The sequence below is a fragment of the Rhodococcus opacus B4 genome (genome assembly GCF_000010805.1).
GTDB lineage: Bacteria > Actinomycetota > Actinomycetes > Mycobacteriales > Mycobacteriaceae > Rhodococcus_F > Rhodococcus_F opacus_C.
Window position 1 is genome coordinate 1,182,999 of record NC_012522.1, and the last position, 26,959, is coordinate 1,209,957.

Sequence of the window (26,959 nt, forward strand, 5' to 3'; positions counted from 1 at the left end):
CTCCTCGGATCACACACATCGGGGGAAAGTGTCCACCGCAGACCTTATCCCGTCACACACGTGACTACTGTGTTCCTGGTGCAGGACAAACTTGTGTGGATCGACTGTGAAATGACCGGGCTCCGCCTCGGCACCGACAAGCTGATCGAGATCGCGGCTCTGGTCACGGACAGCGAGTTGAACGTGCTCGGTGAGGGTGTCGACATCGTCATCCACGCCGACGACGACGCACTCGCGGCGATGCCCGACGTGGTGACCAAGATGCATGAGAACTCGGGGCTGACCGACGAGGTCCGGAAATCCACGGTCACCCTCGCCGAGGCCGAGCAGCAGGTGCTCGCCTACATCCGCGAGCACGTGCCCGTCGCAGGCACGGCGCCGCTCGCCGGCAATTCGATCGCCACCGACCGCGGGTTCATCGCCCGCGACATGCCGGACCTCGACACCTACCTGCACTACCGCATGATCGACGTCAGCTCCATCAAGGAACTGTCCCGGCGCTGGTACCCGCGGATCTACTTCGGTCAGCCCGAAAAGGGTCTCGCCCACCGCGCCCTGGCCGACATCAAGGAGTCGATCCGGGAGTTGAAGTACTACCGGAAGACGGCGTTCGTAGCCGAGCCCGGACCGTCTACCAGCGACATCGCCGCAGTTGTCGAGGAACTCGGGCCCGCCTGAGATACCGATTGGCTTCTCGGGCACCGGACGCGCTAGTATCTTCCTCGCCGAAGTTACTGCCCCCGGGCGGTGCCTGAAGCGCATGGTGAGTGTAGTTCAGTTGGTAGAGCACCAGGTTGTGATCCTGGCTGTCGCGGGTTCGAGTCCCGTCACTCACCCCAAACGGAAAGCCCCCGGCCTCGGCCGGGGGCTTTCCTCTTTGCGATTGGTCTTTCCGCCTGCGCTCAGGCGTTGGCGTTGCCCGCCTTCCAGACATCCCACGGGATGTTCCAGTCGCCGAGGCCGTCCGTGCCCGACAGGGTGCCGCCCACCGTGTTCTTCACGATGACGATGTCGCCGCGCTTCGTGTTGTCGTACACCCACTTCGCGTTGGACGGGCTGAGGTTCAGGCAGCCGTGGCTCGCGTTCGAGTAGCCCTGCTGCCCCACCGACCACGGCGCCGAGTGGAAGAAGATGCCGCTGTACGACATTCGCGTGGCCCAGTCGACGGGAGTCTTGTACCCCTGCGGGGAGTTGACGGGCACGCCGTACGTGGACGAATCCATGACGAGGTTCGCGAACCGGTCGCCGATGATGTAGACGCCGTTGTCGGTGGGTGTGTCGTCCTTACCCATCGACGTGGGCATCGTCATGATGACTTCGCCGTTGCGCTCGAACGTCACCTGCTTGGTGTTGTCGTCCGCGGTCGCGATGAGGGCGTCGCCGATGGTGAACGTGGTGTGGACGTCCTCCTGACCGAACAGGCCGTCACCGAGATCCCGGCCGTACACGGCGACCTTCACGTCCACGGCGGTGCCGGGTGCCCAGTAGTTCTGCGGACGCCACCGCACCTCACGGTTGTTCACCCAGTAGAACGCGCCCTCGACGGGCGGATTCGTCGTCACCGTGATCGCCGACTCCGCCGCCTTGCGATCGGGGATGTTCTCGTCGAACTGGACGGCGATCGGCTGACCGATGCCCACCACGTCGCCCTCCGACGGCAGCACGTACGGCTTGGTGACGTTTCCGGGCGCGCTGGTGGTGAACTCGGACGTCGAGACGGTGCCGCCACCGAGCCCGTTCGCCTTCACCTCGAGCCGGTACTCCTTGTCGTAGCCCAGCGGCTCCGTGTTGACCCAGGACAACCCGTCGGGGGCGATGGCACCGTCGACCGGCTCGCCCTCCGGGTTGAGCATGGTGACCTTCGCCAGCGTGCCGTCGGCCACCGTCACCGTGACAGGTTGTCCCGGCGAGAATCCCACCGCACCATCGACTGCCGACGCCGTCAGCTTCGGCTTGATGAGTTCGGTGACCGGATTGGAATCGATCGGCGCCTCACCTTCCGACGTGACGCTGTCGGCACCGGAGACGGTGCACCCTGCGATCGACAATGCGAATACGAGTGATGCCGCCACAATCGTCGCCGTCTTCGAGACGGATCTCACCGATTGCGCACGCATGCGCCCGCCACGCCCCACACCCATGGATAACCCCACTTCACGTCCTCGCTCCGAATTCACGTTCAAGCCGGCACGTCCCTCGCCTTCGCAAGACGAATCGGCACGTCGAGACCGTGTGGTCTCCAATGATGCCAGCCACCGGAGACCGGTTCCAACCAAGCGCCGGGCCGCTCAATAACGTTCGAATATCAATCGTGACCAGCGGCGCTCTCGTTACGCACCACCCTGCGGACCGGGTCGTCACGGGGAGTCGCCACCAGGCGATTTGCATTCCCGAGAAGCGACCCGCTAATGTTCTGTCTCGCAAGAGCGAGCGCCTATAGCTCAGTTGGTAGAGCAAGTGACTCTTAATCACTGGGTCCGGGGTTCGAGTCCCTGTGGGCGCACTTGCACGAAGGCCCCCATCCTCTCACGAGGATGGGGGCCTTTCTCGTTGTCACCATCTCAACGGACCGTGCGGGCGGTCAGATGACGAACGGGCCGCCGGAACGTGAAGTCACTGCGAACTTCACCTCCGACGGCCCGCTGTCACGGGGGGTCGTTCAGCGCAACGCTTTGCGGAGCACCAGGAGCCCTGTCACCGCACCCACGGCGATCAGTCCGTACTTGACCGCCGGCTCGTTCAGCTTCGCGATCAGCGTCCGCTTCGTGTTCTCCACGAGACGCTTCGGGTTGGTGCGGACCGTCAATTCGTCGAGAGTGCTCGCGAGCTGATTGCGCGCGTTCTCGATCTCACGCTCGATGCTCTCGGTGTCCCTGGGCACGTGTCCTCCAACTTGTTCGTCTGGTTCGATCAGCGAGAGCGACGCTACCGCGACGTTCCCACACTTGCGTCAACCGTAGACGAGAACTTCCGACCTGCGACTCCGTCTCCCCCGATCGCCCTTCGGCCCGGAGTCACCCCTGCCCGGTAGCCTGACTTCTCGTGACCGACAACAGCAGACTCGCCCCGGGCGACACCGCCCCCGCCTTCACGCTGCCCGACGCCGACGGCAACGACGTGTCGCTCGCCGACTTCCGCGGCCGCAAGGTCGTCGTGTACTTCTACCCGGCGGCGAGCACGCCGGGCTGCACGAAACAGGCCTGCGACTTCCGCGACAATCTCGCCGACCTCAACGGAGCGGGCCTGGACGTGATCGGCATCTCCCCCGACAAGCCGGCGAAGCTGGCCAAGTTCCGCGACAACGAGGAACTCACGTTCCCGCTCCTCTCCGACCCCGAGAAGTCCACGCTCGAGGCCTGGGGCGCGTTCGGTGAGAAGAAGATGTACGGCAAGACGGTGCAGGGCGTCATCCGCTCCACGTTCCTCGTCGACGAGGACGGCAAGATCGAGGTGGCCCAGTACAACGTCCGCGCCACCGGCCACGTCGCGAAACTGCGGCGGGACCTGTCCGTCTGATCGACGCGACGGGCGGCTGCGCCTCGTCAGCCGCCCGCGAAACCTGACGCGTCACCGGGAGGGATCTTCGGAATCCGGACGAAAGACGGATAGCCTGGGGCGGTGGAGTCTTCAGTCAGCAAGCAAGCGCCGCGCCGTGTGGATCCGGCGTTGGAGCTGCAGTCGGACCCGCAGGAACTCCTGCCGCGCAGACGTCCGACCCAGGAACGTAGCCGCCGCAAGTTCGACGCACTGCTCGCGGCATCGCGGGAGTTGCTGGTGGACGTGGGATTCGAATCGTTCACCTGCGAGGAGGTCGCCGCCCGCGCGGACGTCCCGATCGGCACGCTCTACCAGTTCTTCGCGAACAAGTACGTGATCGTCTGCGAGCTCAACCGCCAGGATCTCGTCGGCGTGCAGCACGAGATCGCCCAGTTCAACGGCGAGGTCCCGTCCCTCGACTGGCTGCGGTTCCTCAACTCGTTCGTCGACCACATGGCGGGCCTGTGGACGTCGGATCCGTCGAGGCGCGAGGTGTGGCTGGCGATGCAGTCGACGCCCTCGACGCGGGCCACCGGGGCCATCCACGAGAAGGCGTTCGCGGAGCAGGTCTCGCGGATGCTCGCACCGCTCACCCCGCAGACGTCGCGGGAGCGGCGCACGATGATGGCCGAGGTGCTCGTCCACGTCGTGTATTCGATGCTCAACTTCTCGGTGCAGGACAATCAGAGCCACGCAGACGCCGTCGCCGAACTGAAACGGCTGATGGTGGCGTACCTGCTGGTCGCCGAAAAGGAATCTCGCACCACGTAGGCGCTACGCACTCGTGCGCCCTTCCGGTTGCCGGGGCTACCAGAAAGGCGCACGAGCGCCGGAGGCGCCTACACGGATTCGATGACGGCGAACGCGCCGGCCATGTCTCCGTCGTGGGTGAGCGAGATGTGGATCTTCACATCGGTCAGATGCTTGGCGACGTCCCCGCGTAAGCGGATACTCGGTCGCCCCCACGCGTCCGTCACCACCTCGATCAGGTGGTGGATCATCTCGGGCAGCACCGGCGGGCTGGCGAAGAGAGACGTGGACCAGGCTTTGATCACTGCCTCCTTCGCAGCCCACCGGGCGGCGAAATGTCTAGCCGGATCGGAGCTCCGGGTCACGGCGTCCCGACGCTCGCCCGGTGTGAAGTTGTCGAGCATGGCCGTCCCTGGCCGGTCCAGCTGCTCGGCAAACTCCGACACCGTCACGAGATCGAAGCCGATCCCCAGAACTCCCATCCGTCGTTCCTACTTGCAGCCGGGCAGACCCGAGCTGTACACGTCGTCCGCTCCGAGGCGCGCGGCCTCGGTGAGCAGGACGTCCGCCTCCAGCTGGCGGGACGCGGCGGCCGGGACGCTGTCGCCGCCGAAGCGACGATCCGCCGGACGCTCGTACAGGCTGCCGCCGCCGACCATGGCCTTCGCCAGACGACGCTGACCCTCGACGGTGCGCTTGCGTGCCTGCTCGAGGTACGCCTCACGCCGCTCGGCCGGGACGGCCTCGACGAACGCCTGCGAGTGGACGACCGCGACCATGCCCGACACGTGCCCGAAGCCGAGGCTGGTCAGCAGACCTGCCTTCAGCGGGAACTGCTCGCCGAAGCGGAGCGCCTCCCGAGCCCACACGAGGTGTTCGAACTCGGCCATCTTCTCGTCGACGCAGTCGAGGCTGCGGTTCGGCGGAACGATGCCCTGGTCCAGCACCTGGCAGAGACCGATCAGCTGGAATGCTGCGGCACCACCCTTGGCGTGTCCGGTGAGGCTCTTCTGCGAGACCACGAACAGCGGTGCACCTTCGCTGCGGCCGAGTGCCCCGGCGAGGCGCTCGTGCAGCTCGGCCTCGTTGGGATCGTTGGCCGCGGTGGACGTGTCGTGCTTGGAGATCACCGAGATGTCGTCGGCACTGACACCGAGCTTGCCGAGGGACTGAGCGAGCTGCGAATCCGCTCCCCCACGACCCGCGCCGAGCGCACCGATTCCGGGAGCCGGGATCGAGGTGTGGACACCGTCCGCGAACGAGCCGGCGTAGGCGACCACACCGAGGACGGGCAGGCCCATCTCGAGTGCCAGGTCACCGCGGGCCAGCAGGATGGTGCCACCACCCTGCGACTCCACGAACCCGCCGCGACGACGGTCGTTGGCCCGCGAGAATCGACGGTCGTCGATGCCCTTGGCCCGCATGTCGTCGGTCTTGGCCGTGGCGGACATGTCACCGAATCCGATGATGCCCTCCGCGCTGAGGTCGTCGAACCCGCCGGCGACCACGAGCTGGGCCTTGCCGAGCTTGATCTTGTCGACGCCCTCTTCGACGGACACCGCGGCCGTGGCGCACGCCGCAACCGGGTGGACCATGGCGCCGTAACCACCGACGTAGGACTGGACCACGTGCGCCGCAATCACATTCGGCAGGGCTTCCTGCAGGATGTCGTTCGGCCGGTTCTCGCCGAGCAGCGTGTCGATGTACAGCGACCTCATGGAGGTCATGCCGCCCATGCCGGTGCCCTGGGTGTTGGCGACCAGCGAGGGGTGCACCCACCGCAGCAGTTCGCTGGGCGTGAACCCACCGGTGAGGAACGCGTCCACCGTCGCGACGATGTTCCACAGGCCCACGCGGTCGACGGAGTCGGCCATGTCCGCGGGGATGCCCCACTTGGTGACGTCGAATCCGGTCGGGATCTGACCACCCACGCTGCGCGTGAGCTTCATCTTGCGGGGCACGCGGATCTCGGTGCCGGCACGGCGCGTGACCTGCCAGTCACCGCTGTCCGGAACCGGCGTCGCGACCGTGTTCTCCGGGTCGGACTCGACGAAGGTCAGCGCCTCCGCCTCGGTGCTGACGACGAAGCTCAGGTCTTTGTCGAGGAAGACCGACGTGAGCAGCGGCGCCGTGTTGTCGATCATGGCACCGTCGTCGGCGTAGCGGCGGATACCGCAGTTCTCGACGACCCGGTCGTGGTACCGGTCCGCGATCTCGGCCTCCGGAACCAGTTCCCCGGTCTCGGCGTCGTACCAGCCGGCGGACGGTGTGGTCTCCCATACGACGAGTCCGGTGTTCCAGGCGAGTTCGAGAACGCCTGCCGCCGAAAGCTCTTCGTCGACCTCCATCTCGAAGCGGGTGCGCGAGGAACCGAACGGTCCGAGCTCACCGGCGCCGACGATGACGACGAGGTCCTCCGGAGCCGCAGTGACGCCGGACCAGGCCGGAGTCACCGACGCGGAGACCCGCGGCGGGGCCGGCAGGGCCGCGATGGTGTCGAGCGCGTCCGCGATCTCGTCGGCCTCGGCAGCGGCAGCCGCAGCGTCCTGAGCCTGCTTCGCCAGAGCGGGCAGATCCAGGTTCGCCTGGGCGAGCCCACCGGTCAGGTCGGCCGCGAGCGGCTCGGTGGAGGCGAGGCGACGTGCCTCGGGCTCGCACCACTGCAGCAGTTCGGTGGCCATTTCCTGGGTGGACCAGGTACGGACTCCGGCGCCTTCGACAGCCTCGACCAGCGGGTCGTTGCCGCCCATCAGGCCGGTTCCGCGGACCCAGCCGATGAGAGCGTGCACCAGGGTGACGCGCTCGGCCCAGTTGCGCTCGGCCTTCCAGCGGCCGACCACGGCGTCCAGCGCGGCCTTGGCCTCGCCGTACGCACCGTCGCCACCGAACAGACCGCGGTTCGGGGAACCGGGCAGCACGACGTGCAGGTGGGTGTCGACGTCACGGTCGTAACCGATCTTCGACAGTCCGCCGATCAGGCGCTCCACCGACCACAGGAGAACACGCATCTCCATTTCGGCGCGGGCGCCGGCGTCGGCGAGGTCGCCTGCCACGCGGGGCGCGGCGAACGGGAACAGCAGCGTCGGGGTGACCGCTTCCTTGACCAGCTTCTTCGACCCACCGGCCGTCTCGTACTGGGCTTCACCGATCCACTCGATGAGCGAGTCGATGTCCGTGTAGGACGCCATGTTCGCGGGGACCACCCACAGGGCGGCACCGGCACGGGCAGTGCGGCGGTAGAGGTCGCGGTAGAAGCCGAGGCGCTTGTCGTCGAGACGCGAGGTGGTCACGAAGACCGTCGCGCCGCCGGCGAGGAGCTTGCCTGCGACCGAGGCCGCGATGGAGCCCTTGCTGGCACCGGTGACGACGGCGACCTGGTCTGCCCATTCCGGGGTCTCGTCGGTGACGGCGACTGCCGCCTCCGCGATGCGCCCGTACTTCTCGGCCAGAGCCGTGCGACCCTCGTCGGTTGCGCGGGCCTGCCACCACGCGGCCTGCGCCGCGACGGACTTGCCTGCACCGGCGAAGCCTTCGATCTCGAGGGACTCGGAGCCTGCCGCGTCGATCCACAGACGAGCCAGGTCCTCACGGGCGCTGGCCCAGCGGTCGTCGAGGAGCACCGCACGCTTGGCGTCGAACGCGGGAGCGACGAGTCGCGGCCAGTCGGAACCGAGTTCCGCCGACACGAGGTCGACCAGTTCGGTGTCGGTCTGCTGCGTTGCCGCCGCCGTGTCACCGGCGAAGCCGAGCTGCTCGAGCACGAGGCGGGCGGCCGAGGCCAGCACGCCGTCGCGGCCCGTGATGTGCTCGGTGAACTCACCCAGCGCCGCTGCGTCGACGGTGCCACCGGCTCCGCCGCCCGAGGACGGGAGGGAGACGCTGATTCCGCGGCGCGAGGCCACTGCGGCCACCGCGCTGTCGATGACGGCGTCCACTGCGGCGCCGTCGGCGAGACCGCCGCCGGCCAGACCACCGAGGTCACCACCACGGATGCTGGAACCGTCGCGGGTTCCGAGCGCCACCTCGGCGGTGACGTGGTACGCCCAGCCGTCGCCGAGTTCCCAGACCTTCTTCACACGGTCCGCGATCGCCGCGGGACGGCGACCCGAGGGGCCGAAGACCTTGCGGAGGTGATCGTTGATCGAGTCGGACAGCACCGGGCCGAACGGCTTGTACGTGCGGGCCAGGGAGTCGACCGTGCCGGCGAGCGAGCCCATGTCGGCGTCCGCGGCACCGTCGATCGCGCCGAGCGAGAGCTCGGAGCCGAGGTCGACGAGCAGCTGGTTACGCCGCGAGGACACGCCGTCGCACAGCGCCTCGATCGTGTCGACGGGGCCGACCTGGTCGGGGCGGAGCTTCGTCCACAGGCTGATCAGGACCTTGGTGGCGTCGGCTGCCTTGAACGCGATGTCGTCGGGACGCGGTCCACCGGACGGTGCGGCGGCCGGGGCCGGAGCCGCGGCGGGTGCGGCCGATGCGGCGGGAGCCTCGGCTGCGGGTGCGGCCGGCTCGTCGTCCTCGACCGGCGCCGGATCGACGTCGGTGGAGTACACGATCGCGGCTTCACGCTCGATGTTCAGGACCTCGACCGGGTAGCCGAAGCGGCCCGGCAGCTTGAGGGTCTGCGACGCGAGGTTCGCGACGGTCGGAACGGAGCCCAGACCGATCTCGACGAACCGCTCGACGCCCAGTCCGCCCTCGGACTCGTCGGCGAACAGCAAGTCCTGCGTCTCGATCCAGCGCACCGGGCTGGCGAACTGCCAGGCCAGGAGCTCGGTGAGGACCACGCGGGTGAGCTGGACCGGCTTCTTCGCCCAGGTGTCGAAGTCCTTCAGCACCTTGTCGAGGGGCTTCGACGGCACCAGGTCGGCGATCTCCTGCACGAACTCCTTCTCCAGGGAGAACGGCTTCGGGACCAGGTTCGGGATGTAGCGCCCGATCAGGATGGCCGGGTCGATGTCCTGCGGAAGCAGTTCCTCGAGACGTCCGCGGAAGTCGTCGACGCCGCCACGCAGCACCGTCGAGTGGAACGGAACGTCGATGCCCGGAACCATGATGTACGCGCGCTTGCCACCGAAAGCCTCACGGCGGATGTCGATTTCGACCTCCAGCGCGTTGAGCCCGGCGACCGTACCGGCGATGGCGTACTGCGAGCCACGCAGGTTCAGGTTCACGATCTGCATGAACTCGCCGGTCTCCTCGGCGACACCGGCGACGAACGCCTCGACGTCGTCGTCGGCCAGGCCGATCTGCGACGGACGGATGGCGGCCATCCGGTAGTCGGAGCGGCCGGCCTCGTCGCGGGGAACGAGTGCGTGCATCGCGGAGCCACGCTGGAAGACCACCTCGAGAACCGCTTCGAGAGGCAGCACACCGGCGACGGCGGCGAGAGCGTTGTACTCACCGACCGAGTGACCTGCGAGCAGGGCACCCTCGACGAACGCACCGGACTCACGGAGCTCGGCGACCTGCGCCACACCGAGAGTCGCCATCGCGACCTGGGTGAACTGCGTCAGGTGCAGGACACCGTCCGGGTGCTTGTGCTCGATGCCCCGGGCCTTGACGACCGTCGGGTTGTCGCGGACCACGGCGAGGATCGAGAAGCCGAGGGCCTTGCGGGTGTGCTTGTCGGCGCGGTCCCAGATCTCGCGGGCGGCCTTGGAGCGGGCGCGGGCGTCGAGGCCCATGCCCGGACGCTGGATGCCCTGTCCGGGGAACGCGTAGACGGTCTTCGGTGCGGCGGTGCGACCGGTGGCGACCATCACGAGGTCACCGTCGATGCGGCAGCCGACCTCGACGATCTCGGCACCACGGTCCGTGGCGATGCGGTCGACGCGGACGTCGATCTCGGCGCCGGGGCGGACCATGCCGAGGAAGCGCGCGGTCCACGCGGTCAGGCGGCGCGGCGGCGTCTTGGTCTCGGCCGGGTCCACGGCGGTGACGACCTGCTGGGCGGCGGCGGAGAGCCACATGCCGTGCACGATCGGGCTGCCGAGTCCGGCGAGCAGTGCCGCGTTGTCGGAGGTGTGGATCGGGTTGTGGTCGCCCGACACCTGGGCGAAGGAGCCCATGTTGCGGGGAGCCACGATCGTGGTGTCGCGGCGACGGCGGCGCGGGGTGTCGACGGCCGCGTCACTGAGCGAGCCACCGGCGCGGGCCGGGTCGGACAGTTCGCCCTTGCCGGTGCGGCCGCGGATCGCGAAGCGCTCCGACAGGGTGACGACGGCAGGCGCGTCCAGGCCCTCGCCCAGCATGGCGCCGACCTCGACCTTGACCTCGACGACGCGGCCCAGGTCGGTGTCGAGAACCGAGGCGACCTCGGCCTTGACGACGAGAATGCTTGTCTCCGAGGGCAGTTCGCCGACGAAGTCGACACTGTGGTCCAGGTGGACCAGGTCGAGCATGCCCTCGATGACGGAGAGCGAGTCTTCGGTCTTGGCGGCACCGAGCACGGCGAACACGGCCGGCCAGCAGGCGCCGACGACCACGTCCGGGACAGCCTTGCCGCTCACGCTCAGCGTCGTGGGCAGACCCGAACCGGTGACACCGGCGTGGTCGGCGACCAGGTCGGGCGTCCACGCCAGGTTGAGCCGTGCGACACCGTTCTTGACGGCGGGCAGTTCCTGACCGGCCGCGACCGCGAGCAGAGCCGTCATGGACTTCTCGGCGTCGGCCTCGGTGACCACGGGGGCGCCACCGTCGACGACGGACGCGGGAACGGTGATGGTGATCTCGACCGACTTGCCTGCGACCAGCGGGACGGTGAGGAGCACCTGACGGTCCTCGATCACGGACAGCTCGGCACCGGTGGTCTCGTGGACCGCGCGGGTGTCGGATTCGACCGACCACTTGTCGAGGTCACCGAGCCGGCGAACCGGGTTCAGGGTCAGGCGCGACGCCCACTGGATGTCGGGGGCCGACAGAACGGTGTCGAGGAGGCCGCGGGCGATGTCCGCGTGGCGACGGGCGAGCAGCGACTGCGGCGCGGCACCGGCGGTGACCAGCTCGTCGTAGGTGGCCTTCTCGAAGCGGTCCAGCAGCTCACCGACGGGCTCGTCGGCACGCGTGATGCCGGCGACGGCGACGGTGCCGGGGATGACGCAGACCTGGTCCGCGGTGTAGCGGGGATCGTGTGCCTGCCACAGCGAGTCGGAACGCCACCAGCGGCGGACGTCACCGTCGACGACGGGAACGAAGTTGACCGGCTTGCCGGGGGTCTTGCACAGCGAGACGAAGAACGAGACGTCTGCGGGGTGCAGAACGGTGGTCGCGTAATCGGGGTACTGAGCCTGCAGGGCGCAGATTGCCGCCTCGGGACGCTCGAGAATCGCCTCGTCGGCGAACAGGGTGGGGATGGGTCCGCGGTCGACCGGGTGCAGACGCGACTCGGTGCGCTGCAGCATCTCACCGAAGCGCGCACGCCAGGTGATGTCGAGCCACGGGCTCTCGGTGGCCTCGGTGATGGCGTCCTGGAGGTCGGTGCCGCAGTCGAATGCCTTCGCGGCGTCGATGCCGACGGCCAGTTCGAGGTAGCGGCGCAGCCACTGCTCGTACGTCATCGTCGCGACGTCGCCGAAGAACGGCTTCGCCGTGATGTTCAGGGCCTCGATGATCTCGTCGCGACGCTCGGCGACGGCGTCGGCGTCGCCGGCGACCTCGTCGAGCAGACGGCCGGTGCGGGACGCGGCGTTGTCGATCTCGTGGATGTCGGCGCCGAGCTGGCTACGGCCGGAGGCCATGCCGCCCTCGGCGGTGCCCGCACCGACCCACGCCGGGGTACCGGGAGTGTCGACGAGGAGCTGCTTGACGTCGGGAGACGTGGTCGCCTCGAGGGTGGCCATGGCGGCGGTGCCGACCAGGATGCCGTCCAGCGGCATCGCCGGGAAGCCGTGTGCGACGGACCAGCGGCCGGTCAGGTAGTCGGCAGCCTGCTCGGGCGTGCCGATGCCGCCACCGACGCACAGGACCAGGTTCGGCCGGGTACGCAGCTCGGCGTAGGTGTCGAGGAGCAGGTCGTCCAGGTCTTCCCACGAGTGGTGGCCACCGGCGCGGCCGCCCTCGATGTGGGCGATGACGGGGAACGAGGGAACCTCGTTGGCGATGCGGATGACGGAGCGGATCTGCGCGACCGTGCCCGGCTTGAACGCGACGTAGCTGAATCCACCCTCGACGAGGTCGTCGATGATCGAGACGGCGTCCTCGAGTTCGGGGATGCCTGCGGTGACGACGACGCCGTCGAACGGGGCACCGGCGGCGCGGGCCTTCGGGACGAGACGCTTGCCACCGACGTGGAGCTTCCACAGGTAGGGGTCGAGGAACATCGAGTTGAACTGCACGGCGCGGCCCGGCTCGAGCAGCCCGGTGAGCTTCTCGACGTTGTCGGCGAAGATCTGCTCGGTGACCTGGCCACCGCCGGCGAGCTCGGCCCAGTGACCGGCGTTGGCGGCTGCGGCGACGATCTTCGGGTCGACCGTGGTCGGGGTCATGCCCGCGAGCAGGATCGGCGAACGACCGGTCAGCTTCGTGAAGGCGGTCTCGACGCCGATGCGTCCGCCCGGCAGCGACACCGGCTTGGGGAGGAATTCGGTCCAGGCGGCGGGAACCTCGGGGGTCGCACCCGGGGTGAGCAGGTTGCGGTGACCGCCACGGGTCGCGGCGGCGACGATGCCGACGCCCTGGCCGCGGACACTGGCCGACGTCATGCGGGTGAGGAGGTCACCGGGTCCGAGGTCGAGGATCCATGCGGCACCGGCTTCGATGGTGCCGTCGACGGCCTCGACCCAGTCGACCGGATCGACGAGGCAGGCGCTCGTGAGGGCGCGGGCCTTCTCCTCGTCGAGACCGCAGCGCACGGCCCACTGGCCGACGATGTCGATCGTCTCCGCGAGTGCGGGGTGGTGGAAGCCGATCTCGACCGCGAGGGGCTCGAAGACGGGCGCGAAGATGGAGCCGCCACGCTTCTTGGCGTCGCGCTCACGGGCCTCGTCGGCCTCGATCTGCTCGCAGCGCTGCTGGACGCGTGCCAGCTGGGCGGGCGGGCCGGACAGGACGACGCGGCGACGGGCGTTGCGGATGCCGAGGACCGCTGCGCGCTCGGGCTCGAGACCCTCGGCGAGTTCCTCGACGATCTGACGGAGTCGTTCCGGATCGACGTTGGAGACAGCCAGCATCGGGGTGGAGTCGGCGGCGGAGATGACTCCGCGACGACGGCCGACCAGACCGGCGGCCGCACCGATGAGCTGTGCGAGGGCGAGGAGTTCGCCGTCCTTCTGGCCGGAGGAGGCGACGGCCTCCGCGGCGAGGAGTCCCTGGGAGTGGCCGATCACCGACACGGGAGCCGTAACCGCGGGATCGAGGCCCTGAGCTGCCAGCGCACGCAGCGCTGCGATCTGGGTGAGGAAGACGCCGGGGAGGGAGACCGCCGCCGAGGTAAGCGCTGCCGCGGAAGGTCCGGACGCCTGGGCGTCGTCCTCTTCGTCGGCGAGTTCCTGCTCGAGGATCCAAGCGATGGGGTCGAATCCGACCGGGCGCACGACGAGCAGCTCCTGCGCCACGGGGGCGAGGTAGTCGGCCGCGTCGTTGACGAGGGTGGTGAGTGCCGGCTCGAGTCCGTTGTCGCGGCTCAATTCCTCGAGCGAGCTCAGCCAGGGCGCGCCCTGACCACCGAAGGCGAGCGCGTACGGCTCACCTCCGAGCAGACGATCCACGAGGGTGCCCTTGCTCGACGACCGAGTGTCGTCCCGGTCTACGCCGATGCGCCGCGAACCCTTCGAGTTTCTTCCGTTTCCTGCGGGTGTCGTGTCGTCAATCGTCACGCGTATGTCCTCTCCTGGTCCCCTCTGGGGGGAGGTGGGGATTGCTGTCTGCTGCCCTCGGCATCGTGTGCCTGCTGTATCGGCTCTGATCAGCTCTTCCGGGCTGCTCAAGGTTGACACAGAATCATGAGGATTTCCTCACGTTCAAAACCCGGAGCGGTGTCACAGCCACGCATCGGAGAAATATCGCGTGATGTCGCTCACAGACCTCCGGCGAAGTGACCGACGGGTAGATCACGTCGGTGCTGGACGTGGCGGTGCAAGGACGTCCAAGAACCTGAGGAAAGCCTCACGTTAATCGTTATCAATTCGTTACCACCTTGACGAAGTCGCAGGTTCATGCACGTATGCGGCCCCGAAACCGGGTCCGGGGCACGACGAAAACAACCCTGTCGGATCATCGCACTAGTGTTCGAGCAAAGTTCAGCCGACAGCCATTCTCCGGGGGGAAGAAATGAGCACAGCCCACGTCCGCGCCCTACTCGATCACATCGACGCCGAACTGCCGCGAGAGTCGTGGCCGCACTGGACGGAGGGCTGGCCGCAGGAGGTCGAAGCCGGTCTGCTCGACGCAGCCTTCTCCGCCCGCGCGACGTACGGGACGCCCACCTCGGGGGTCCGCGCGGTCATCACCCGCTGGCGCGATCACCGCGCCGCACCTCTCGACGATCTCACCGCACTCGCCGACGAACCCGAGGACCTCCTGGTGATCCTGAACAACCGGCAGCGGGTACCGGGGAACTACACCACCAAGGCCGAGGCCGTCGCCTCGGCGGCACGCTCGCTCACCGAACTGGGCTGCACCACCTCCGCGGATCTCCGCGACGACGAGTCCCAGCGGAACGCCGTCGTCGCGGTGCCCGGATTCGGAATCGCCACCTGGGAGTGCCTCCTCATGCAACTGGGTATCCACACCGCCGGATCCCGAGAATTGTTGCGCGACTTCATCAACGACGCGCTCGACCTCGAATCACCTGTCTCCGCAACGCAGGCGGACGACCTCGTCGCCGCCGCGGCCGCTCGACTCGAGACCACGCCCGCCACCGTCACCCACGCCATCTGGCGGCACCAGCGCCGGCAGCGACGGACGGCAGGTGCGAGATGAAGTACACGCGCGAGGTACTCGAACAGGCGGTCGCGGAATCGGCGAGCTACGCCGGCGTCATGCGCTATCTCGGACTGAAACCCTCGGGCGGGACGCACGCCCACCTGAGCCGTCGGATCAGGTCACTCGGAATCGACACCTCGCACTTCACCGGCCAGGCGCACACGAAGGGGTTACCTGCCCGAAACCGAATGACGTGGCAGGAGATACTGATCCGTCGCCCGGCGGACAGCCGGCGCGTCGCAGCCCACCTGCTACGACGGGCACTCATCGAGGCAGGAGTGCCGTACAAATGTGTCACGTGTGGCGTGCAGGATGAGTGGTGCGGGCTCCCGCTGATCCTGCACGTGGACCATATTCGGGGTGACCCCTCCGATTCACGCTTGCAGGAAGTGCGATTCCTGTGCCCCAACTGCCACAGCCAGACCGCAACGTGGGCAGGGCGCAAGAGCGGCGACGGCGACGAGCGCGCCAATTGACGCGTGTACGCGAGTGCCGTACCCATGGCGTAGTCTGTTGCTTCGCGCGCGAGTGGCGTAATTTGGCAGCCGCGTCAGGTTTAGGTCCTGGTGTCCGAAAGGACGTGGGGGTTCGAGTCCCCCCTCGCGCACTTATCGGCCTGTTGCCGACTCTGCGGCGGTGTGCCCGGAGCGCAACGCGCAGGATGACGCTGTGACCGCCGCCATAGCGGCAACCTCTCCTAGCAGCGCATTCGGCGATTCAGGTACCGTCGTTACGTGTCCGGAAACCGTAAGCAACGCCGCCCCGCGCTGATTCTGTTCGTGGCTGTCGGGGCTGTGGGGTGCCTCGCACTCGGCTGGTGGCAGTGGACACGGTTCGAGGCGGTGGGCGGAACGGGCCAGAATCTGGGGTACGCGTTCCAGTGGCCACTGTTCGCGGCGTTCCTGGTCTACGCCTACCGGCGGTTCGTGCAGCTCGAAGACGCCGAGCCGGCAGACACCGCCGACGTCCCGGACACGCCCGCCGAACTGCGGGAAATCCCCGCGGACGTCCTGCCCCCTCGCCCCACGGCGGCCGAGGACGACGATCCGGACGACCTCGAGAGCTTGCAGATTTCGCAGTACAACCAGTACCTCGCCGAGCTGTCCGCTCGCGAGACCGATAGGAGCACCACGTGAGCACGGGCCAAGACGAGACGACTGCCGGTTCGGTCACAGACACCGCGAAGCAGAAGAAGATCGCTCCCGCGCTCCTGCGCTACCGCGTCCTCGCCTACGCCACCGGCGTGTGGCTGCTGGTCCTCACCGCAGAGATGGTGGCCAAGTACATCTTCAAGGTCGACAACCTGCCCACGTGGATCGCCGTGGTCCACGGCTGGGTGTACTTCGTCTACCTGCTGGTCACTCTGGATCTGGCGGTCAAGGTGCGCTGGCCCGCAGGCCGGACGGTCGGAACGCTCCTCGCGGGCACCATCCCGTTCCTGTCGTTCTACGTGGAGCACCAGCGGACCAAGCAGGTCCGCCGCGACTTCGGCCTCTGACCCGGATCAGCGTTCGCTGAGCGCGGCCAGGGCGGGGACCAACTGGATCAGGGCACGCCCTCGATGCGAGGACGCGTCCTTTTCTTCGGGCGACAGCTGGGCGGCCGACCGGGTGTCCCCCTCGGGCACGAAGACGGGGTCGTAGCCGAATCCACCGTCGCCGACGGGTTCACGGACGACGCTGCCGCGCCATTCCCCCCGGACCACAGTTTCCTCGCCGCCGGGCACCACGAGCGCGCACGCCGAGACGAACGCCGCTCCCCTGCGGTCCTCGGGCACGTCGGCGAGCTGAGCCAGGACCAGCGCGGTGTTCGCGGGATCGTTTCCGTGCGTGCCCGACCACCTGGCGGACAGGATTCCGGGCATACCGTTCAGCGCGTCCACCTCGATTCCGGAATCGTCTGCGACGCAAGGCAATCCGGTGGCCGCGGCACCGTCACGCGCTTTCGCGAGGGCGTTCTCCTCGAACGTCGCACCGGTTTCGGGGGCCTCGGGGTAGTCGGGCACGGCGTCGAGCCCGACCAGTTCGATTCCGTCGACACCGGCCGCGGCGAGCACCCGATGCAGTTCCCGGAGTTTCTTCGCGTTGCGGCTGGCCACCAGCACCCGTGTGGTTTCCGGCACCGGCCTAGCTCCCGAACTTCTTCTTCGACGTCTCCGGGACCTTGGGCTCTGGAAGCTCACCGGGGTAGGGCAGTTCGAGTGCCGCCTTCTGGATCTCGAACAACTGCTCGCAGCCGGCGAGTGCGGAATCCAGCAGTTTGTCGAGCGTGCTCCGAGGGAAGGTCGCGCCTTCGCCGGTGCCCTGGATTTCGACGAGGGTCCCGGTGTCGGTGGCCACCACGTTCATGTCGACCTCGGCGCGCGAGTCCTCCTCGTACGGCAGGTCGAGGCGCACACGGCCGTCGACGACCCCCACGCTGACCGCGGCTATACCGCAGGAGATGGGCTGGGGGTCCGCGAGGCGACCGGCGGCACGGAGGTAGGTCACCGCGTCCACGAGGGCCACGTAGGCGCCGGTGATGGCGGCGGTGCGGGTTCCGCCGTCGGCCTGCAGGACGTCGCAGTCGAGGGCGATGGTGTTCTCCCCGATGGCGGCGAGATCGATGCAGGCACGGAGGGAGCGTCCGACGAGCCGGCTGATCTCCTGAGTCCGTCCCCCGACCTTGCCCTTGACGGATTCGCGGCCGCTGCGGGTGTGGGTGGCGGCGGGCAGCATGGCGTATTCGGCGGTCAGCCAGCCGAGCCCGGTGCCCTGACGCCAGCGGGGAACGCCGTCCTCGACGCTGGCGGTGCACATCACCCTGGTGTTTCCGAATTCCACCAGCACCGATCCTGCGGGATGGGTGGTAAAGCCCCGGGTGATCTTGACCTCGCGGAGTTCGTCGTCCGCCCTGCCGTCTTCTCGTGTGGTCACAGCCGAGAGCCTAGTCGCCCGCGGATGGGGCGCGGACACGGCGTCAGACGGTGTAGACGCCGCCCGCGGACACCGCGTGCACGGGACCGGAGAACTCGGCCTTGGCCTCGGCGATGACGTCCTCGCGGGACGTCCACGGCGGGATGTGGGTGAGCAGCAGTTCGGCGACCCCGGCTCGGTGCGCGACCCGGCCGGCCTCGGTGCCCGAGAGGTGGATGCCTTCGGGCCGGTCCGGGCTGTGTGTCCATGACGCCTCGGCGAGCAGCACATCGGCATCGCGGGCCAGTTCGATCACTTCTTCGCACATGCCGGTGTCGCCGGTGTAGACGAGGGTCCGGCCGGCGCCGTTGGTCAGGCGGAACCCGTAGGCCTCGGGCGGGTGGTTGACCCGCCGCGCGGTGATGGTGAGATCGCCGATCGTGACCGGTTCGCCGTCGGCCCAGTGGCGCAGATCGATCGTGTCGGAGATGTCGTCGATGTCGCCGCCGCACTCCGCGGATGCGACACCGATCCGGCGGGCGGTGTCGGACGGGCCGTAGACGAGGGCTCGCCCCTTCGGCGGGTGCGGGTGGTAGCGGCGCCAGACGAGGAGTCCGGGCAGGTCCAGGCAGTGGTCCGCGTGCAGGTGGCTGAGGAGGACGGACACCTCGCCGGGATCGGCGAACCGCTGGAGCGCACCGAGGACACCGGGTCCGAAGTCGAGTACGAGCGGCGGTGTGTCCGGCGCGGTCAACAGATAACCCGATGCAGGTGAGTCTGGTCCGGAGACGCTCCCTGAACATCCCAGGACGGTAATGCGCATACCCGCCATGCTGCCACGACGACCCGTTTCGGAAAAAGCTTCCGACGGAATTGGCGCGTCGACCTCACAACCGATGGGGAACTGTGACCTGACCATGCCGTTCAACCGTGAATCCGGCCCCGTTACCGTTCCCAGGCCTCTTCGAGGACCTGGACCTGTGGGTCGTAGGTTCCGGTGGAGAGGTATTTCCATCCGCCATCGGCGACCACGAAGGCGATGTCGGCGCGCTGCCCCGACACGACGGCGGACGCCGCCACGTCGAGTGCAGCATGGAGATTGGCACCGGTGGACGTGCCGGCGAAGATTCCCTCGACGTCGATCAACTCGCGGGTGCGCTGGATCGCCTCGGCGTGACGCACCCGGAATCGGCGGGTGAGTACCGACTCGTCGTACAACTCCGGGACGAATCCTTCTTCGATGTTGCGGAGGCCGCACACCATTTCCCCGAAGCGCGGCTCCGCGGCCACGATCTCGACGCCGTCGACGTGTTCGCGGAGGAACCGGCCCGTTCCCATCAGGGTTCCGGTGGTGCCGAGCCCCGCCACGAAATGGGTGATCTCGGGCAGGTCTCTCAGAATCTCCGGACCCGTGGTCTCGTAGTGCGCCATCGCGTTGGCGGGGTTGCCGTATTGGTAGAGCAGCACCCAATCCGGATTCTCGTCCGAAAGTCGCATCGCGACGGCGACGGCCTCGTTGGAACCACCGGCCGCCGGGGAGTCGATGATCCGGGCGCCGAACATCGTCAGGAGCTGGCGGCGTTCCATCGACGTGTTCTCGGGCATCACACAGATCAGCTGGTAGCCCTTCAATTTGGCGGCCATGGCCAGGGAGATACCGGTGTTTCCGCTGGTCGATTCGAGAATCGTCGACCCCGGGGTCAGGCGGCCGTCTCGTTCGGCCTGTTCGATCATGCGCAGCGCCGGGCGGTCCTTGATCGAGCCGGTGGGATTGTGATCCTCGAGCTTCGCCCACAACCGCACCGGGTTGCTGCCGTGCCAGCGTGGCGACAGCCGGGGCAGGCCGACCAGTGGTGTGTTCCCGAGAGTGTCGATGTACGACTCGAACCTTGCCACGTCAGCGATCAGCCTTCCGTGACTACACGGCGTACTGACGGACACTCGCTGTCGAGGTCGGCGGTCGAATCTGTGACAGCCATGATCAACTCCTGGGGTGCGGTGGGGTGCGGTGACGGAGGTCCGCCGCCGGGGACGCCCGGACGTCGGCGACACGGCGTGTGCGCGAATCCGCGAGTTCGACCCCTCGACCGGCCCTCCGCGACGACACTGTCGATGGCCTGAACTACGCAGTTTTCGGTGTGCCCGGATCTCGCGAGGAGCCTACCAGCAGGTCATTCGCCCGGCCGCCGGATGTGGCGCACACGCCGGTAGATCGCCTCTCCGCCGCGGCGGCCCACTCATCCGAACGATTGCGGCCCTACCGCTTTCCGCGCCCGCTGCTTCCTGGCGTCGGCGGAGAGCAGCCACGCGGCGAGGATGCCGCCGACGGCGCCGAACAGATGTCCCTGCCAGGACACGCCGGGCGCGCTCGGCAGCACGCCCCACAAGAGACTGCCGTACACCACGAACACCACCACGCCGACGAGGATCTGCCCGAGGTTGCGGGCGAAGACTCCCCGGACCAGTAAGTAGGCCAGCCAGCCGAAGATCAGGACGGAGGCGCCGATGTGGTTGGAATAGGACCCGCCGCTCAACCAGGTGCCCAGACCGCCGACCACCCAGACGATCCCGGTGGCGGCGAGTCCGCGGGCGATGCCCGACAGCAGCACGAGAAACCCGAGGACCAGCAGTGGGACGGTGTTCGCGAACAGGTGCGCCCAGTCGTCGTGGAGGACCGGGGCGAACAGGATTCCCCACAGCCCGTCGATCGTGCGCGGCTGGACGCCGTTGTCTTCGAGTCGCTCGTCGGACGCCACGTCGACGATCTCGATGACGTACAGCAGCATCGTGAACGCGCCGACGAGGATCGCGGACTGCAGCCACAGCGGCTTCGACTTGGACGCGGGTGCCGGCGACGCGCCGCCCTTCGGCACCGGCGAACCGAACCGCGAGGAGTCGAACGGCGAAGTCATGATCCACACACCCCTGTCGTCATGCCCACAACTGCCCTTCCAGTGCTTCTTCCGCTTCCTCGACCGTACCGCCGTAGGCGCCGGTCGACAGATACTTCCATCCGCCGTCGGCGACGATGAACGCGATGTCCGCCGCGCGTTCGGCCCTGACCGCCTTGCGGGCCACCCCCAGCGCGGCGTGGAGGATCGCGCCGGTCGAGATGCCCGCGAAGATCCCTTCGTCGTCGATCAGCTGCCGGGTACGGCGGACGGCGTCGGCGGGACCGACGGAGAACCGCGAGGTGAGCACGGATTCGTCGTACAGTTCGGGAACGAAGCCCTCGTCGATGTTGCGGAGTCCGTACACGAGTTCCCCGTAGCGGGGTTCCGCCGCGACGATCTCGATGCCGTCGACGTGTTCGCGGAGATACCGTCCCACGCCCATCAGGGTTCCGGTGGTGCCGAGTCCGGCCACGAAGTGGGTGATCCCGGGCAGGTCCCGCAGGATCTCCGGCCCCGTCGTCTCGTAGTGCGCCAGCGCATTCGCGGGATTGCCGTACTGGTACAGCATCACCCAGTCGGGGTGCTCCGCGGACAGCTCCTTGGCAACGGCCACAGCCTGATTCGAACCGCCGCGCGCCGGTGAGTCGATGATCCGGGCGCCGAACATCGTCAGCAACTGCCTGCGTTCGACGGACGTGTTCTCGGGCATCACGCAGATGAGGTGGTAGCCCTTGAGTTTCGCGGCCATCGCCAGGGAGATGCCGGTGTTCCCGCTGGTCGGTTCGAGGATCGTGGCGCCGGGCGTCAGGGTGCCGTCGTTCTCGGCCTGTTCGATCATGCGGAGGGCGGGCCGGTCCTTCACCGAACCGGTGGGGTTGCGGTCCTCGAGCTTCGCCCACAGACGGACGGGTGCAGCGCCGTTCCAGATCGGCGACAGGCGCGGCAGCCCGACGAGGGGTGTGTCGCCGAGGGTGTCGATCAGCGAATCGAACCGCGCCACGGCAGCGATCAGCCTCCCGCGACGGCGGGCAGGATGGTCACGGAATCCCCGTCGGCCACCTCGGTGTCGAGTCCGCCCGAGAATCGGACGTCCTCGTCGTTGACGTACACGTTGACGAACCGGTGCAGGCGGCCGCCGTCGATCAGGCGGTCCTTGATGCCGCCGTAGTTGCCGTCGAGGTCGTCGATGACGGCAGAGAGCGTGGGACCTGTTGCCTCCACCCGCTTTTCGCCGCCGGTGTGGGTACGCAGGATGGTGGGGATCGAAACTGTGACAGCCATGGTCGGCTCCTCGGGAGGTGGGTGTCTTTCTGGCCGCGGGCCCGTCGCGAGGGACGGCGTCGTCACTTGTCGGGGACGTCCGCCACGGATGTGTGGGCGAACTTGTAGCTCTGCACCACGTCGACGGGTTCCTCGGTGACGACACCGTCGACGATGCGGTAGCTGCGCAGTTCATGGGCGTCGGGGTCGCGGGTGGAGATCAGCACGTAGTGGGCATCCGGTTCGGACGCGAAGGAGATGTCGGTCCGGCTGGGGTATGCCTCGGTGGCGGTGTGCGAGTGGTAGATCACGACGGGCACCTCGTCGGCGTCGTCCATCGCCCGCCACACCTTCAGTTGCTCACCGGAGTCGAATCGGTAGAACGTCGGCGACCGTTCGGCGTTGATCATCGGGATGTGCCGTTCGGGACGGTCGGAACCCTCGGGTCCGGCGATGACCCCACACGCTTCGTCCGGGTGGTCGGCGCGCGCGTGCGCGACCATCGCCTCGACGAAGTCCGATCGAATCACCAGCACGTCATCCACCTCCGTGAGCGCCATCCTAGGTGCGGACCGTCGACTCGGCCACCGACCGGGCCGAGACCGCATCAGGAACACGGTGCCATCAGGAACACTGCGCATCAGGAACACTGCGTATCAGGAACGCAGTGCAGAGGGGAACAGTTCGCGGTAGGTGGGAATTCCCGCGACGGGGGTGGCGCTGAGGACGGCGTCGACGATGGCCTTCTCCACCACTTCGGCGGCCGCTGTGCAGACGGCGTCGACGACGGGCAGGTCGGGCGGAAAACTGTCGGGCACCCCGGCCGGGTGGTGAACCGGGTGGATGCCGGTGGCGAGCGCGAAGATCGTGTCGCCGTCGAGCGGCGAATGCGCGGGCCGGATCGCGCGGGCGAGCCCGTCGTGTCCGGCCACGGCGACGCGGCGCATCGCCGCCTTGCCGAGGTCGGCGTCGGTCGCGACGACCCCGATGGTCGTGTTGAGGACGGTGCTCTTGGCGGTCAGTTCGCGTGCCGCCGCCACCTCGGCGGCGATCGGCGGCCTGAGCCCGAAAGCGGCCGCGCCCACGGTGGCGACCCCCCACGGCAGGCCCGTCGCCGGGTCGAACACGGTTCCGACGGGATTGGCCACCATCAGGGCGGAGACGGTGATGCCCTTCGCCGGACCGTCCGTGACGACGACGCTCGCCGTTCCGACCCCGCCCTTGAGCGCTCCCGCGCGCGCCCCGGCCCCGGCGCCGACCGAGCCGGAGAGCACCGTGTGCGACGCAGAATCCGCTGCCCGATAACCGAATTCGGCGGTGGGGCGGGTGCGCCAGTCGCCGACCGGCAGGTCGAAGATGACGGCAGCGGGGACGATCGGGACCACCTGATCGGGCTCCCCCATGGCGATTCCGTGACCGTGCTCCTCCAGCCACCGCATGACGCCGTCCGCGGCGGCGAGCCCGTACGCGCTGCCGCCGGTGAGGACGATCGCGTGCACCTTCCGGACGCTGTGGCTGGGGTCGAGGAGATCGGTTTCCCGGGTGCCCGGCCCCCCGCCACGGACGTCGACGGCACCGGTCGCGCCGTGCGGCGCGAGGACGACCGTGCATCCGGTGGCGGCGCCGCTGCCGAGTGTGGCGTCCGCATCGAGTCGGTGGTGGTGCCCGACGCTCAGGCCGACCACATCGACGAGCGAATCGGTACGGCCCGGCGTCGTGCCCGTCACGGTGCCAGTGCCTGAACGAGCGAGTCCTGCATCCAGGTCAGCCAGTGGTATATGTCGAGGTGCGGTGCGCGGGGATCGCCCGGGTCGAGTTCGTCGGGCGTGTCGGCGTCGATGCCGAGGTTGGTCCCCAGTGCCAGCCGGACGTCGTTGAGACCGCTGAGCCAGGCGTCGGCCTGCTCCGGCGTGAGCAGAACCTTGCCGCCGTTCTCCGGGACGGTGTGGAGGATGACGGAGCCGGCGGCCAGTTTGGCGTCGATGATCTCCGGTTCGTGGAGTCCGCGCAGCGCACCGTTGACGTCGGCCTTCGATTCGGCGCGGATCTCGTCGTCGTCCGGCGCGTCCATGTCGGGGCGATGGAAGTCGGGCAGCAACCGGGCGAGGACCTCCTCGTCGGGTGCCGTCGTGTTGCCCGTCCGCATCCCGGTGAGCGCGGCGAGTTCGTCGTCCGGGGCGGACGCCGCCCGCTCCTCGAGGAGGCCGAGGACGGAGGCGACCAGCGACCGCAGCACCGTGGCCTCGTGCGCGTCCATTTCCGAGCGCAGCTTCATGCCGCCGAGCGAGTTCTTCCTGCTCCACATCCGCACGTCGTGTACCGAGTTCCTTACTGTCCGAACGGAAAGTTAGCTGCTGTCACGCTGCATCGTGGCCCACAGGCCCGCCGCGTGCAGCTTGCGTACATCGTTTTCGACCTTGTCCCGGGAGCCGCTCGACACCACGGCCTTTCCCTCGGAATGCACCTGCATCATCAATTCCGTCGCCCTGGCTTTGCTGTACCCGAAGAGCTTCTGGAAAATGTAGGTGACGTAGTGCATCAAATTCACCGGATCGTCCCACACGACGGTGACCCAGGGACGATCATTGGCCTCATCGACCTCGACGACCTCCGACTCTGCAGGGGTGACCTGCGGCGATGCCGGCATGGCATCCACGAATGGAGCTGTCGTCGAGCAATGAGCCATGACACAAGGGTACGACGCTCCTCCACCGGGCGACACCGCGGCTTACAGTGGCCGGGTGTCCAGAGACAGCACCGCCTTGTTCACCGACCAGTACGAGTTGACGATGCTGTCGGCGGCCCTCGCCGACGGTTCCGCCCACCGTCGCTGCAGTTTCGAGGTGTTCGCCCGCCGCCTTCCGGACGGTCGCCGCTACGGTGTCGTCGCCGGCACGGCCCGCCTGGTCGCGGCGCTGTCGAACTTCCGCTTCGGCGAACCGGAACTCGAGATCGTCTCCCGTTTCCTCGACGCCACGACCGTCGCATGGCTGCGGAACTACCGGTTCGGCGGCGACATCGACGGCTACCGCGAGGGCGACTTCTACTTCCCCGGCTCCCCGATCCTGTCGGTCCGCGGAACGTTCGCCGAGTGTGTGCTGCTCGAGACGCTGATCCTGTCGGTCCTCAACCACGACAGCGCGATCGCGTCCGCCGCCGCACGGATGGTCAGCGCCGCCGACGGACGCCCCATGATCGAGATGGGCTCGCGGCGCACCCACGAGGAATCCGCGGTGGCGGCCTCGCGCGCCGCGTACCTGGCGGGTTTCACGGCCACGTCGAATCTGGAGGCGGTCCGCAGGCACGGCGTGCCCGGTGCCGGCACCAGTGCGCACGCGTTCACCCTGTTGCACACCACCCCGGACGGTCCGGACGAGGCGGCGGCGTTCCGCGCGCAGGTCGCGGCACTCGGCGTCGGAACCACGCTCCTCGTCGACACGTACGACATCACCGCGGGCGTCGAGACGGCCGTCGAGGTCGCGGGTCCCGGACTCGGGGGTGTCCGGATCGACTCCGGTGATCTGGGTGTTCTCGCCCGGCAGGTGCGCGGTCAACTCGACGGCCTCGGGGCGACCGGGACGAAGATCGTGGTGTCCGGCGACCTCGACGAGTACGCCATCGCCGCGTTGCGGGCCGAACCGGTCGACGTCTACGGGGTCGGCACGTCCGTCGTCGTCGGGTCGGGTGCGCCGACCGCGGGAATGGTCTACAAACTCGTCGAGGTGGACGGGATCCCCGTCGAGAAGCGGAGCAGCAACAAGGCGTCGCGGGGAGGCACCAAGAGGGCGGTGCGGTTCGCCCGCGACACCGGAACCCTGGTGGAGGAGGTCGTGTACCCCGCCCACTCCGACGCACCCGGCGGGGCGGGCCTCGAGGGGAAGGAACTGCTGGTCCCGCTGATGCGCGGCGGTGAGACCGCCTGCCGGGCGACTACTCTGGAGGACAGCAGATCCCTCCTGGCGGCGGGCCTCGTCAGTCTCCCGTGGGAGGGTTTGAAGCTCTCCCACGGCGAGCCCGCGATCCCCGTGCGCTTCGCCGAACCCGAATCCAGGAGGGCACCGTGACCGACAACGAGAACACCGACGCCCGACGGGCACTACTCGTCGTCGACGTCCAGAACGACTTCTGCGAGGGCGGCTCCCTCGCCGTCGAGGGCGGTTCCGCGGTCGCGGCGGCGATCAGCCGCTTCCTGGCCGGGGCCGAGTACGACGCCGTCGCCGCCACAATCGACCACCACATCGACCCGGGTCACCACTTCTCCGAAGAACCGGATTACGTCGACACGTGGCCGGTGCACTGCAAATCGGGAACACCCGGCGCGGATTTCCACCCGAATCTCGATCGGAGCGGCATCGAGTCGGTGTTCTCCAAGGGCGAGTTCTCGGCGGCGTACTCGGGCTTCGAGGGCACGAACTCCGATGGCCAGACCCTGGAGAAATGGCTGCGTGCGGCCAGGGTCACCGAGGTCGACGTCGTGGGAATCGCCACCGACCACTGCGTGGTCGCGACGGCACTCGACGCCGTAACCGCCGGTTTCCGGACGCGCGTGCTCCTTCCCCTCACCGCGGGCGTGGCGCCCGCGACCGTCGAGGCCGCGGTCGCCGCGATGCGGGCCGCCGGAGTGCGCCTCGTTGGCCGCGACCCGGACGCCTCCTCGGACCGCGTGGCGATTTCTGACGTAGGTCCCGAGTAACCTGCTCG

24 protein-coding genes and 3 tRNA genes are annotated in these 26,959 nt (G+C 68.2%); 12 read left to right on the plus strand and 15 right to left on the minus strand.

Translation table 11 applies throughout. The features are described from left to right. The first annotated feature begins 78 nt into the window (after positions 1-78). Positions 79-678, plus strand: coding sequence for an oligoribonuclease (gene orn / locus ROP_RS05555; RefSeq protein WP_005261989.1), 600 nt, complete (start codon positions 79-81; stop codon positions 676-678). 85 nt (positions 679-763) lie between these two features. Continuing rightward, positions 764-839: transfer RNA gene (locus ROP_RS05560), tRNA-His, on the plus strand. Between the two features lie 63 nt (positions 840-902). On the opposite strand, the gene ROP_RS05565 is transcribed toward ROP_RS05560, so the two are convergent. Next, on the minus strand, positions 903-2,141 hold the full coding sequence (locus ROP_RS05565; protein WP_080512441.1) for a L,D-transpeptidase: 1,239 nt from the start codon (positions 2,139-2,141) through the stop codon (positions 903-905). Positions 2,142-2,430: 289 nt separating this feature from the next. Between ROP_RS05565 and ROP_RS05570 the strand changes: the two genes are divergently transcribed. After that, positions 2,431-2,503: transfer RNA gene (locus tag ROP_RS05570), tRNA-Lys, on the plus strand. A 156-nt stretch (positions 2,504-2,659) separates the two neighbouring features. Here the strand turns inward: ROP_RS05570 and ROP_RS05575 are convergent. Next, on the minus strand, positions 2,660-2,881 hold the full coding sequence (locus ROP_RS05575; RefSeq protein WP_012688358.1) for a DUF3618 domain-containing protein: 222 nt from the start codon (positions 2,879-2,881) through the stop codon (positions 2,660-2,662). 161 nt (positions 2,882-3,042) lie between these two features. Here ROP_RS05575 and bcp point away from each other — a divergent pair, with 161 nt between their 5' ends. Together bcp and ROP_RS05585 are read left to right on the plus strand one after the other, a co-directional pair. Beyond that, complete coding sequence (gene bcp, locus ROP_RS05580; RefSeq protein ID WP_012688359.1) at positions 3,043-3,516, plus strand: thioredoxin-dependent thiol peroxidase; 474 nt, start codon at positions 3,043-3,045, stop codon at positions 3,514-3,516. A 102-nt stretch (positions 3,517-3,618) separates the two neighbouring features. After that, entirely contained in the window at positions 3,619-4,308 is a 690-nt protein-coding gene (locus ROP_RS05585) for a TetR family transcriptional regulator (protein WP_012688360.1), read from the plus strand. 68 nt (positions 4,309-4,376) lie between these two features. Here the strand turns inward: ROP_RS05585 and ROP_RS05590 are convergent, their stop codons facing one another. Both ROP_RS05590 and ROP_RS05595 read right to left on the minus strand, forming a co-directional pair. Continuing rightward, on the minus strand, positions 4,377-4,769 hold the full coding sequence (locus ROP_RS05590; RefSeq protein ID WP_009474123.1) for a holo-ACP synthase AcpS: 393 nt from the start codon (positions 4,767-4,769) through the stop codon (positions 4,377-4,379). Positions 4,770-4,778: 9 nt separating this feature from the next. Beyond that, entirely contained in the window at positions 4,779-14,102 is a 9,324-nt protein-coding gene (locus tag ROP_RS05595; protein WP_012688361.1) for a type I polyketide synthase, read from the minus strand. 454 nt (positions 14,103-14,556) lie between these two features. Between ROP_RS05595 and ROP_RS05600 the strand changes: the two genes are divergently transcribed. From ROP_RS05600 to ROP_RS05620, 5 genes are all read left to right on the plus strand, one after another. Beyond that, the gene (locus ROP_RS05600; RefSeq protein WP_012688362.1) at positions 14,557-15,207 is read left to right on the plus strand and encodes a hypothetical protein; all 651 of its coding nucleotides are present in this window, start codon (positions 14,557-14,559) and stop codon (positions 15,205-15,207) included. Further along, complete coding sequence (locus ROP_RS05605; protein WP_012688363.1) at positions 15,204-15,686, plus strand: HNH endonuclease; 483 nt, start codon at positions 15,204-15,206, stop codon at positions 15,684-15,686. Before ROP_RS05600 ends, ROP_RS05605 begins: the two co-directional genes overlap by 4 nt. Before the next feature lie 46 nt (positions 15,687-15,732). Continuing rightward, positions 15,733-15,817: transfer RNA gene (locus ROP_RS05610), tRNA-Leu, on the plus strand. Between the two features lie 127 nt (positions 15,818-15,944). Beyond that, complete coding sequence (locus ROP_RS05615; protein ID WP_012688364.1) at positions 15,945-16,346, plus strand: hypothetical protein; 402 nt, start codon at positions 15,945-15,947, stop codon at positions 16,344-16,346. Beyond that, on the plus strand, positions 16,343-16,708 hold the full coding sequence (locus ROP_RS05620; protein ID WP_012688365.1) for a DUF3817 domain-containing protein: 366 nt from the start codon (positions 16,343-16,345) through the stop codon (positions 16,706-16,708). The genes ROP_RS05615 and ROP_RS05620 overlap by 4 nt, the downstream gene beginning before the upstream one ends. A 6-nt stretch (positions 16,709-16,714) precedes the next feature. On the opposite strand, the gene rdgB is transcribed toward ROP_RS05620, so the two are convergent. The 11 genes from rdgB to clpS all read right to left on the minus strand — a co-directional run bounded on the left by rdgB (position 16,715) and on the right by clpS (position 24,944). After that, entirely contained in the window at positions 16,715-17,332 is a 618-nt protein-coding gene (rdgB, locus tag ROP_RS05625; RefSeq protein ID WP_012688366.1) for an RdgB/HAM1 family non-canonical purine NTP pyrophosphatase, read from the minus strand. A 4-nt stretch (positions 17,333-17,336) separates the two neighbouring features. Further along, positions 17,337-18,125 (minus strand): ribonuclease PH, encoded by a 789-nt coding sequence (gene rph / locus ROP_RS05630; RefSeq protein ID WP_012688367.1) that lies wholly within the window; start codon positions 18,123-18,125, stop codon positions 17,337-17,339. A gap of 43 nt (positions 18,126-18,168) precedes the next feature. Next, positions 18,169-18,927, minus strand: a complete 759-nt coding sequence (locus ROP_RS05635) for a cyclic nucleotide-degrading phosphodiesterase (protein ID WP_167315953.1) — start codon at positions 18,925-18,927, stop codon at positions 18,169-18,171. A gap of 122 nt (positions 18,928-19,049) precedes the next feature. Continuing rightward, complete coding sequence (locus ROP_RS05640; protein WP_012688369.1) at positions 19,050-20,000, minus strand: PLP-dependent cysteine synthase family protein; 951 nt, start codon at positions 19,998-20,000, stop codon at positions 19,050-19,052. Between the two features lie 341 nt (positions 20,001-20,341). Continuing rightward, positions 20,342-21,016 carry a rhomboid family intramembrane serine protease gene (locus ROP_RS05645; RefSeq protein WP_012688370.1) on the minus strand — a complete coding sequence of 225 codons (675 nt, stop codon included), beginning with the start codon at positions 21,014-21,016 and terminating at the stop codon, positions 20,342-20,344. Positions 21,017-21,035: 19 nt separating this feature from the next. Next, entirely contained in the window at positions 21,036-21,998 is a 963-nt protein-coding gene (locus tag ROP_RS05650) for a PLP-dependent cysteine synthase family protein (protein ID WP_012688371.1), read from the minus strand. Between the two features lie 8 nt (positions 21,999-22,006). Further along, complete coding sequence (locus ROP_RS05655; RefSeq protein WP_012688372.1) at positions 22,007-22,279, minus strand: MoaD/ThiS family protein; 273 nt, start codon at positions 22,277-22,279, stop codon at positions 22,007-22,009. Positions 22,280-22,341: 62 nt separating this feature from the next. After that, complete coding sequence (locus ROP_RS05660; protein WP_225928631.1) at positions 22,342-22,761, minus strand: Mov34/MPN/PAD-1 family protein; 420 nt, start codon at positions 22,759-22,761, stop codon at positions 22,342-22,344. 153 nt (positions 22,762-22,914) lie between these two features. After that, a complete protein-coding gene (locus ROP_RS05665) occupies positions 22,915-23,985 on the minus strand; it encodes a P1 family peptidase (protein ID WP_012688374.1) in 1,071 nt (356 codons plus the stop codon). Continuing rightward, the gene (locus ROP_RS05670) at positions 23,982-24,569 is read right to left on the minus strand and encodes a DUF2017 domain-containing protein (RefSeq protein WP_012688375.1); all 588 of its coding nucleotides are present in this window, start codon (positions 24,567-24,569) and stop codon (positions 23,982-23,984) included. Before ROP_RS05670 ends, ROP_RS05665 begins: the two co-directional genes overlap by 4 nt. Before the next feature lie 36 nt (positions 24,570-24,605). After that, positions 24,606-24,944, minus strand: coding sequence for an ATP-dependent Clp protease adapter ClpS (gene clpS / locus ROP_RS05675; RefSeq protein ID WP_012688376.1), 339 nt, complete (start codon positions 24,942-24,944; stop codon positions 24,606-24,608). Here clpS and ROP_RS05680 point away from each other — a divergent pair. Further along, entirely contained in the window at positions 24,943-26,322 is a 1,380-nt protein-coding gene (locus ROP_RS05680; protein WP_012688377.1) for a nicotinate phosphoribosyltransferase, read from the plus strand. The two genes, clpS and ROP_RS05680, sit on opposite strands and share 2 nt — an antisense overlap. Beyond that, positions 26,319-26,951, plus strand: coding sequence for an isochorismatase family protein (locus ROP_RS05685; protein WP_012688378.1), 633 nt, complete (start codon positions 26,319-26,321; stop codon positions 26,949-26,951). Before ROP_RS05680 ends, ROP_RS05685 begins: the two co-directional genes overlap by 4 nt. The last annotated feature ends 8 nt before the right edge of the window (positions 26,952-26,959 follow it).